The organism is Sphaerospermopsis reniformis (assembly GCF_005402885.1).
Classification (GTDB): Bacteria; Cyanobacteriota; Cyanobacteriia; order Cyanobacteriales; family Nostocaceae; genus Sphaerospermopsis; species Sphaerospermopsis kisseleviana.
On sequence record NZ_BJCE01000038.1, the window covers coordinates 23,196 to 32,292 of the forward strand.

8 protein-coding genes are annotated in these 9,097 nt (G+C 39.8%); 2 read left to right on the top strand and 6 right to left on the bottom strand.

The window, feature by feature from the left end; all coding sequences use genetic code 11:
- Window positions 1–45: 45 nt before the first annotated feature.
- The 3 genes from FFR48_RS07925 to FFR48_RS07935 all read right to left on the bottom strand — a co-directional run bounded on the left by FFR48_RS07925 (window position 46) and on the right by FFR48_RS07935 (window position 2,700).
- On the bottom strand, window positions 46–1,701 hold the full coding sequence (locus FFR48_RS07925) for a sodium:solute symporter family protein (RefSeq protein WP_137666987.1): 1,656 nt from the start codon (window positions 1,699–1,701) through the stop codon (window positions 46–48).
- A 19-nt stretch (window positions 1,702–1,720) separates the two neighbouring features.
- Window positions 1,721–1,975, bottom strand: coding sequence for a DUF4212 domain-containing protein (locus FFR48_RS07930; RefSeq protein WP_096565347.1), 255 nt, complete (start codon window positions 1,973–1,975; stop codon window positions 1,721–1,723).
- A 443-nt stretch (window positions 1,976–2,418) separates the two neighbouring features.
- The gene (locus FFR48_RS07935; RefSeq protein ID WP_137666988.1) at window positions 2,419–2,700 is read right to left on the bottom strand and encodes a hypothetical protein; all 282 of its coding nucleotides are present in this window, start codon (window positions 2,698–2,700) and stop codon (window positions 2,419–2,421) included.
- A gap of 39 nt (window positions 2,701–2,739) precedes the next feature.
- On the opposite strand from FFR48_RS07935, the gene FFR48_RS07940 reads away from it, so the two are divergent.
- Window positions 2,740–2,970, top strand: a complete 231-nt coding sequence (locus tag FFR48_RS07940) for a hypothetical protein (RefSeq protein ID WP_137666989.1) — start codon at window positions 2,740–2,742, stop codon at window positions 2,968–2,970.
- A gap of 5 nt (window positions 2,971–2,975) precedes the next feature.
- On the opposite strand, the gene FFR48_RS07945 is transcribed toward FFR48_RS07940, so the two are convergent.
- The 3 genes from FFR48_RS07945 to FFR48_RS07955 form a co-directional block, all read right to left on the bottom strand.
- Window positions 2,976–3,635, bottom strand: coding sequence for a hypothetical protein (locus FFR48_RS07945; RefSeq protein ID WP_096565349.1), 660 nt, complete (start codon window positions 3,633–3,635; stop codon window positions 2,976–2,978).
- Window positions 3,636–3,722: 87 nt separating this feature from the next.
- Entirely contained in the window at window positions 3,723–4,343 is a 621-nt protein-coding gene (locus FFR48_RS07950; protein ID WP_096565351.1) for a flavin prenyltransferase UbiX, read from the bottom strand.
- A gap of 227 nt (window positions 4,344–4,570) precedes the next feature.
- Complete coding sequence (locus tag FFR48_RS07955; protein WP_137666990.1) at window positions 4,571–6,925, bottom strand: ribonuclease R family protein; 2,355 nt, start codon at window positions 6,923–6,925, stop codon at window positions 4,571–4,573.
- 1,165 nt (window positions 6,926–8,090) lie between these two features.
- Here FFR48_RS07955 and FFR48_RS07960 point away from each other — a divergent pair.
- Window positions 8,091–8,924 (top strand): slr1353 family protein, encoded by an 834-nt coding sequence (locus FFR48_RS07960; protein ID WP_137666993.1) that lies wholly within the window; start codon window positions 8,091–8,093, stop codon window positions 8,922–8,924.
- Window positions 8,925–9,097: the final 173 nt, after the last annotated feature.

Here is a 9,097-nt window from a genome sequence, read left to right on the forward strand (position 1 = left end):
GAGTCAGGAGTTAGAAGAAAGATAAATATTCCCAGTCCCCAATTACTATTCTTCAAAACTAGGAGTGCGTAAATCTTCCACTAAAGCTTGAATATCTTCAGGAGGTGGAGGAGTAAAACGGGAAACTATCAAGGTGACAATAAAATTAATGACCATTCCTAAAGTGCCGATCCCTTCAGCAGAAACGCCAAAAAACCAAGGTGTCATTCCGGCAAACTTCACACCAATAATATAGATGATTGTGAAAATTAAACCACTCAACATTCCCGCAATAGCACCTTGAGAATTTGTCCGCTTATCAAAAATTCCTAACACTATTACCGGAAAGAAACTAGCAGCAGCTAAACCAAAAGCAAAAGCTACCACCTGAGACACAAAACCAGGAGGGTTAACACCAAAATAACCCGCCAAAACTAAGGACAAACCAACAACAACCCGCCCTACAAATACCCGTTTTTCTTCCGATGCTGTTTCATCAAAAATACGATAATAAAGATCATGGGCGACAGAACTGGAAATTACCAATAATAAACCGGAAGCTGTGGATAATGCAGCTGCTAAACCACCGGCAGCAACTAAAGCTATCACCCAAGCTGGTAAGTTAGCAACTTCAGGAGTTGAGAGAACAATAATATCATTGTCAATGGTAATTTCGTTAGTTTGTTTATTCGGTGTTAACTGCAATTTTCCATCTTGGTTTTTATCTTCAAACGTCAACAGTTTAGTTTTTTCCCACTTATTTACCCAGTCTAATTTTCTCACTTCCTCAATTTTTTGATCATTAAAAGTCTGGATCAAATTGTACCTGGCAAACATGGATAAAGCGGGGGCAGTGGTGTATAGAATCGCAATAAATAATAAAGCCCAACCTGCGGAAAATCTCGCCGCCCGCACATTAGGAACAGTGTAAAAACGGACAATAATATGAGGCAACCCAGCAGTTCCTACCATCAAAGCAATGGCGATGAATAGGACATCTAACATGGTTTTATTAGCAAAAGGTTGGGTATATTCCTTAAACCCTAAATCCACCTGAAGTTGATTTAAATTATTAGCAACATCACTAAAAGTAAATGCTAATTGGGGAAAAGGATTTCCTGTAAGTTTATTTGCAATAGCAATGGCAGGAATTAAATAAGCTAAAATCAAAATGCAATATTGGGCAACTTGTGTCCAAGTAATACCTTTCATTCCTCCCAAAACTGCAAAAAAACCAACGATCACAATACCGATCATGACACCAGTATTGATATCAACTTGCAAAAAGCGACTAAATACAATTCCTACCCCGCGCATTTGTCCGGCAACATAGGTTAAAGAAACGAAAATTGCCGCCACAACTGCAACTAAACGAGCGAGATTTGATTTATAGCGATCGCCTACAAAATCTGGTACTGTATATTTACCAAACTTCCGCAAATATGGGGCTAATAATAAAGCTAATAAAACATAGCCACCAGTCCAACCCATCAAATAAATTGAACCATCATAACCCAGGGAAGAAATTAATCCAGCCATCGAAATAAACGAAGCCGCAGACATCCAATCTGCTGCGGTTGCTGCACCATTAGCAATAGAAGGAATACCCTGTCCAGCTACAAAAAAATCCTTGGTATTTTCTACTCTTGACTGCCAACCAATGTAAATGTAAAGAACAAAAGAAAGTCCTACTAAAATAATCGTCCAAAGTTCAACTGACACCGTTTATCCTCGCTTTGTTTTATTTTTTGATATTATATTTTCGGTCTAATTTATCCATTTGGAAAGCGTAGGTAAAAATCAAAACTACAAAAATCAAAATTGATCCTTGTTGTGCCATCCAAAAACCAAAAGGAACACCAAAAAACTTGATTGTGTTTAATGGTTGAACTAATAAAATGCTGAAAACTATGGAAGCTAAAGCCCAAATAATTAACAGATTTCTGATTAAATCAGTGTTAGCACGCCAATAAGCACGGCGTTGTTCTTCATCCATTGTTGTTATCCTGGTTGAATCATAGATAATTTCAATAGCCGTCATTATCTAACAAGAATCCAATTTTTCATGTTAATTTTTTTTAATTTTTGTAAATTATCTTTTGTAAATAAACTTCCGCAAAGTTGATTAACCATACTATGTACATATAGGAATCTGATTTGATATCTGAAATTATCTATGTAAGCAGGCAAGAGGCAAAAGGATTTTAGAGAATTTAGGTGTACGGAGTTTTTTTCAAAAATCAAATATTATTCCTATAGTAAAATACAATTATTTCTAAATTTTTATTTCATCCTACATTCCGCAGAAGCGTAGAGTTAAAAAATAATTATCCCCAAAAGCCTTTATTGGTAATGATTTTCAGGATTTTAGTTAAAATGAACCATTATTCCCAAACTTGAAGAAAGTAAAACTGTTCAAACGCATATAAGATGTCATTTTTAACAAACTAAAATTGATACTGTCTCCCTTTGTTGATCAATATCATCAATAATAAAATCATATACTTGTCTATCAAATTGTTTCAAATTTTCAATATTATCGCCGCCAAGTTGGCAATAAAATTTATATTCATAAGTTGTCAGATATAAATTTTCGTCAAAACTAACTATAATTAAATCGTCTTTTTCAACATTTCCATTAGTTATAATAAAATCATTGTCAACAATTCCCAAATGTTCGTCTTTTATAAACCAGCTTTTCTCAACTGAGTTAGCTTTCATCAATCAGCAAATGTAATAAATATGCCTAATATGCAAACTATGACTCGAATTCGAGACATTGTACACACAGCTTTAACTACTGGCTATTTAACTTTGGCAGCAGAAAATCAACTTAGGGAACTTTTAACTACCCGATATGACAGTGAGGATTTTAATGCCTTTATGGCTTTGCAAGAAGCAGCAATGATGGGTCAAATAAAACAGGAGTCAAGAGAATCAAGAAAGCAGTTTAGCTTAAAGCAGACCGAATCACAAATTTCTGTGTCATAAACTTACTAGCGAGGACGTTCATTATTATCATCAAAATCTTCCTCTTCATCTTCAAAAAAACCCCAATCATCATCACTTTGATCAGTAGTTGGGGGTTGATAAGGAGGGATAATTACTCGGTAATCAGCATCATAAATTGATTCGGTTTTTCCTACACCAGTATTTTTCGGTGATTGAGAACTGTAGGAGTAAACAGAATCAGACTGAGATACATTTTTCCGAGCTTGCTGATTTGGGTAGGGTTTCGGGCTTGGTGTCTCGGCTGGTTCTGCAAAATCCCAATCATCAGCTTGATTAGGATCTGTTTCCCAATCATCAAATTCATTACTGGTAGTGTAATCGGTTTCTGTAACTGGCCTGCGTGGGCTACTGGGAGGTGGTATAGTTTCTTCCCTGGGATTTGTCTTAACACGCGGTGCTGTTCTCGTTGACCTAGATGAAGATGCTTTTTCAGTAAAATAAGTAGTAAATTTAAACAAGGTGGTAATTAAAAAAGATGTTACACCACCAGCAGCAATGCTAAATAAAATCCATAAAGCCAGTGGTAATGGTTGAGTTCGCATCCCCAAAAATACTAAGGGGAGGGCAGGAGAAAAATTTTGAACTAACAATAGTGTTAGTCCCCCCAGCACCACTACCAACAAAATTACACGAATTCCAGCCATTTTTGTTATTAGTTATTAGTCATTAGTCATTAGTCATTAGTCATTAGTCATTTTTATCCAATCACCAGTCCCCAGTCCCCAGTCCCCTTAAATATGACCTTCCCAGCGTTGAATGGGAATACAATCAATATCTAGTTGATCTAAAGCACGGGCTACGACAAAATCAACTAAATCTTCAACTGTTTGGGGGTTGTGATACCAGGCGGGAATGGCGGGAACAACTCTCACTCCTGTTTCTGCTAAGGTGGTTAAGTTCCGCAGGTGAATCAGGCTAAAAGGCGTTTCTCTGGGAACAATCACCAGTTTACGCCCTTCTTTGATCTGTACATCTGCTGCCCGTTCTAGTAAGTCTGAACTTAAACCCACTGCTAGTTTAGCTACTGTACTCATGCTACAGGGGATAATGATCATCCCCAAAGTTTTGAACGAACCACTAGCAATACCAGCACCAACATCACTCCAAGGATGACAGCGTAGTTGACCAGATAGGGTTACTCCGGCTTGAGTTCGCCAAAATTGCTCTTGTGCTTGGGGATCTGCTGGCATTCGGATATTTTGCTCTGCTTGCCAAACCATGTAAGTTGATTTAGATGCAACCAGTTCAATTTTATACTCAGCTTCTAAAAGAAATTTAAGAGCGCGAATGGCGTAAATCAGTCCGGATGCACCTGATACGCCTAAAATAAGTGGTTTACTGTTATTGGACACGAAAATACCCAGAAAATTTACCTAAGAAGAATTTAGAAGTCAGGAGTCAGGAGTCAGGAGTCAGAATGAATTCTGTGCAACTGGTGGATGAATCGGGGTTTAAAGCCCCCAGATTTATCCGTGAAGAAAAGAAAAAATTTTCGCGAGGTGTTACCCCTGACTATGCCTAGGGCACGTCTACGACGAACAGGCATGGGGTATTCTGACCGCTGAATTCTGACTTCTCTTCATTCATCTTCACTATAGGGATCTAAATCAAAAGATTTGATGTGATTTGGTAAGTAAATATCTGTGCCATCTTCATTAGCAACACTTACTCCTGAACCTTTGACCATACCATCAGCGCCAACTGTGACTAAATCAATTTGTTGACGGTAGTAGTCTACACTTTTGACTTGTACGGAGACGCGATCGCCTAATCTATAGGAAGCGCGATTTTTCCGCCCAAATAGTGCTTGTTGTCTAGCCCGATATTCATACCAATCATCTTTTAGTGAACTGACGTGTACTAATCCTTCTACCCGCAAAGGTGTACTTAGTTGAGAGCCGATTTCTGACTCTGTAGCTGGGACTTCGATTTCTACAAAGAAACCGTAGGATTGAACGCCTGTAATTACACCGGGAAAAACTTGACCGATGCGCTGTTTCATCAGTTGGGCCTTTTGTAGTCCAGCTAAATCGGCTTCAGCTTCTTGAACTTCTTTTTCTCGGTCATTAATCTGGACAAGGACTCTATTTAAATCGCTTTGTAGTTCTTGTTGTAGTTCTGGTGGGAGAACGTTCCAGTTAATTTCCAAATGAGAAGAAGAGTGACGCAGGTTAACACGCTCTTTAACACGGGTGTTGCGGCGATCGCGCCCATATTCCAATAAGGCATGATATACCCTTTGCATGAGTAAATCTGGGTAACGCCGCAAGGGTGAGCTTATGTGAAGATACTGTGGCAGTGCTAAACCAAAGTGAGATCCTTTGGTGGTGCTGTACATAGCAGGTTTGAGAGTATCTTGCAGCAGGTAGGTAAGAACTTGCTCAGATGGTGATTCAGCGAAAATACCGGTTAATTGCTGATAATCTAGGGGTTGAATTTCCAATTCTGGATCAAGTGTTAATTCCACACCTAAATTAATTGCCAGTTTCAGCATTTCCTGGACATCTTCAGGATCAGGTGTACCTTGAACTCGCCAAATAGCAGGAACTCCCAAGGCGCTGAGTTGATCTGCCATTAGTTCATTTACCATCAGTACAAACTCTGTGATGAGCGATCGCACTGATGAGTCATGAGGTACTACCGCCCCCATATTACCTTCATCATGATAAGGATTTTGGCTAGGTGGTAGATTCAACTGCAAGCTACCGCGAGATAAGCGAGCTTGTTTGACTGTTGTCGCCAAAGTTGCCAAATCACGTAATATCTCTGTACTTTCAACAGATGCTTTTGTTGATTCACCATTGAGTATTGCTTCCCCTTGCTCTTTGCTTACAGCCGTATCAACATTAATCACACTCGGTTGAATTTCCCACTCAATCACTTCTCCCAGTTGGGGATCAATGGTGATGACAAAGGAGAGTGCGAGGCGATCGCTGTCCGGTATCAATGAACAACGTTCCCCTACCGCATCAGGTAACATCGGCAAAATTAAATCTCCGAGATACACTGACCTGCCCCGCTTGAGTGCTTCTCTATCTAATATCTCGTCAGCCTGAATAAAGTGAGATAAATCAGTAATATGAACAATTAACCGCCAGGGTTGACTGGGGTTTTTCTCTAAGCTAAAAGCATTTTCTACTACTCTATCGTCACCGTTTACCCCTTCTATCGTCAGAGTAAACAAATCCCGTAAATCTACGCGATCTTTTAAATCTGCTTTCAGCAGCTTTTTAGGTAATTTCGCGGCTGCATCCAAGACATTTTCTGTAAAAGTCCGAGATAAATCGTGTTTGCACGTTACCAAGTCTATATCAGCAGCGGCTTCAGCATCGCTACCCAGAATTTGTACCACCCGCCCCAGGGGTGGATATTGAGCTAAGGGATAACGCAAGACTTCCACATGAGCTAAGTGGTCGATAGCTGCGTCTAAGTTAATGCCATTGGTGAGCAGTTTCAATTCAAACAGCAAACGATCATCCAAAGGTACAGCACGGAAACCCCCTTCTACTTGCTTAATCCGTGCTAGTAAAGTGTGATTAGAACGCTCCAGAATCAACTTTACCTCACCTTCAGGAGAACGGCGACGACTACCTTCTTTTAGAACTCTCACCAAAACGCGATCGCCATTCCAGGCATTACTGAGATGGCTTTCCCGGATATAAATATCCTCCGAGCCTTCCACATCCTGAATTGCAAAACAAAACCCCTTACTAGAACAGCGGAGTTTCGCTTCAATCAGCCCCTCTTCTGATACACGACGATACTTACCCCGATCTTTGACTAACAGTCCAATTTTTTCCAGCACCTCCAAAGCAATGTGAAGTTTTTCCAAACTATCTTCATCTTCACAACCCAGTTTTTTTTCCAAAACCTTCCGAGCTACCAATTTATCATCAGTAAAATTGGCAAGAAGTGTAGCGATTGAAAATTCCATGCAGTGAACCGACCTTTGGTCAAAACATCATTTTTCGTGTAATCTGGTTCTTCCGCTTTACTAAACTTACTCAAATCTACTTAAAGACTTGCAGTTAGCTTCCTGCTTTACTTAAGAGTGACGGCACTTACTTAATCCACAGGCTTTTGGTTTGGACAAAGCTTGCCCTACCTTAGAATTTTAGGATTTTCCGGCTTGGTTATCGCCTAAAAGGTATTTTAGATGAACTAATTTACCTTTTTCAAAACCTTGTTTACTTAAATTTGAGCAAATTTAAGTATATTTAGGTAAAATTTTGAGTTCAGTTGTTAGCTCTGTATCTCCTCACAGCCAACAGACACTCGTTGCCAACGAATTACCCTAGAGTGGTCTCTCGTAGATAAGACAAGGCAGCACAAGTTCCTTTCAGAGCGAGGCTCTGCTCGGAATTCTCACTGCACGACCAGAATTCACTTGGGTTCAACCTTCTTCACCTAACCAATCTTACACAGCACTCCTGATACTCGATTTCCACCTGATAATTACGCAATGGAATTTTGAGAGATTTGGTTTAGAGAACTCTTCAATTTCCACTAGCTGATACAAAAGGCAAGTAACAGATGTTTGATTGTCTAGATTTCAACAGGTACTACCATGAGAATCTGAGTTTTAACTAGGAGACACAGCCGATTAACCTAATTTTCCCCTCTGTAGAATCGGTAACAATCAGGTAAGCAGCTGAACAAGCAATGAGGGCGAACCTTATCTTTATTATTGTAGATTTAGAGCGCACTTCCAGAAAATACTTCTAGATATCTAGTTGGGTGATTAGTATAGCATTGAAAGGAAGACACCTGATTCAGTCAGCAGTAACTAAAATTTTCTGCGAATTATGCACAAATTAGTTGCTGCTACAATCTTGACTGATGATCATAGCGCAAAAAGTCGTAGGGGCGAAGTAGGGGCGAAGCATTCGGAAAATAACCTGTGATAAAAATTAATAATTGTTCGCCCGAATCCTTCGCCCGTACAGGAGGCAGGAGGCAGAAGTTCAAGGAGTCAGGCGTATGGCTTCGCCACGCTTCGCTATCAGGACGTATTACCAAGTAGTTAAATATCTATATAAAATCAAACAAATCTACAAAGTACAAATAAAGTAAAACAGATTGAGATGGGTGGAAATATGATGTTGGCTCAGTTCCAGAGATTGTATCCTAACGGAAGTATTATTTCTGAATTAGTAGAGATTTTTCAAGGTAAATATATCGTCCGAGTCAGTCTACAAATTGAAGGTGTCACCCGTGCCACTGCTATGGCGGGATCAGACACTGTGGAAGCTGCTGAAGACCAAGCTAGAAATCGGGCGCTGATGGTTTTGGGAATCACAAATACAACCAGGGAAAATGCTGCTGTTTCTGTTTCCCCAGAACCTGTTTCCCCTGTAACCGTGAATCCTTCCCCAAAAACTACCACAGTTTTCAATGAATCTGTCCCTAGCACTGGTGATGTTGCCAGGGGTCAATGGTCACTGGCTAACAACACTAAAAACGATACCTACAACCAAACTTTAGATCAAACTTTAGATCAAACTTTAGATCAAACTTTAGATCAAACTTTAGATCAAAGTTTTTCTGAAACTACTCCCACAGAAGAAAAAGTTCATACCTCAGCGCCTAACCTGAATCTAGTATCTAATCCCGAACCTGAACTTCAACCTTTACCAGAAATTCCTCCTAGTAATGTCACCCCATTTACTCCACGTAGTTATTCTTCTGTTGAAGATACTGGTTTGCGCTTAGGGATAGGCAAAACCAAGAGAAAAAGCGAACCAGTTAATTTATCTGATGTCATTGCCCAAACCGATGTCCAAATAGAACGCTTGGGCTGGACTAAAGAACAGGGAAGAGAACATCTCAAGAAAACCTACGGTAAACTGGGGCGTTCTTTACTGAGTGAGGAAGAGTTACTCGATTTTCTCAACTACCTCAAAGCTCAACCTGATCCTATAGCTGGATTTTAAAAGGAGGGGACTGGGGACTGGGGACTGGGGACTGGGGGAAATTAATTAGGGTTTGCTGAATAAACCTAAAACCTTGATATATCAAAGGTTAGAGGCTGATAAACAGAAAAAAAGTGCAAGGGTTTTGAAGGGTATACCGGAAAAAGTGTGCATTTTTTGGGATTTCAAGAGAT

Coding starts and splice junctions, on each gene's coding strand:
- FFR48_RS07930 (WP_096565347.1), bottom strand. CDS start 1,975: ATGGATGAAGAACAACGCCGTGCTTATTGGCGTGCTAACACTGATTTA.
- FFR48_RS07935 (WP_137666988.1), bottom strand. CDS start 2,700: ATGAAAGCTAACTCAGTTGAGAAAAGCTGGTTTATAAAAGACGAACAT.
- FFR48_RS07940 (WP_137666989.1), top strand. CDS start 2,740: ATGACTCGAATTCGAGACATTGTACACACAGCTTTAACTACTGGCTAT.
- FFR48_RS07945 (WP_096565349.1), bottom strand. CDS start 3,635: ATGGCTGGAATTCGTGTAATTTTGTTGGTAGTGGTGCTGGGGGGACTA.
- FFR48_RS07955 (WP_137666990.1), bottom strand. CDS start 6,925: ATGGAATTTTCAATCGCTACACTTCTTGCCAATTTTACTGATGATAAA.
- FFR48_RS07960 (WP_137666993.1), top strand. CDS start 8,091: ATGTTGGCTCAGTTCCAGAGATTGTATCCTAACGGAAGTATTATTTCT.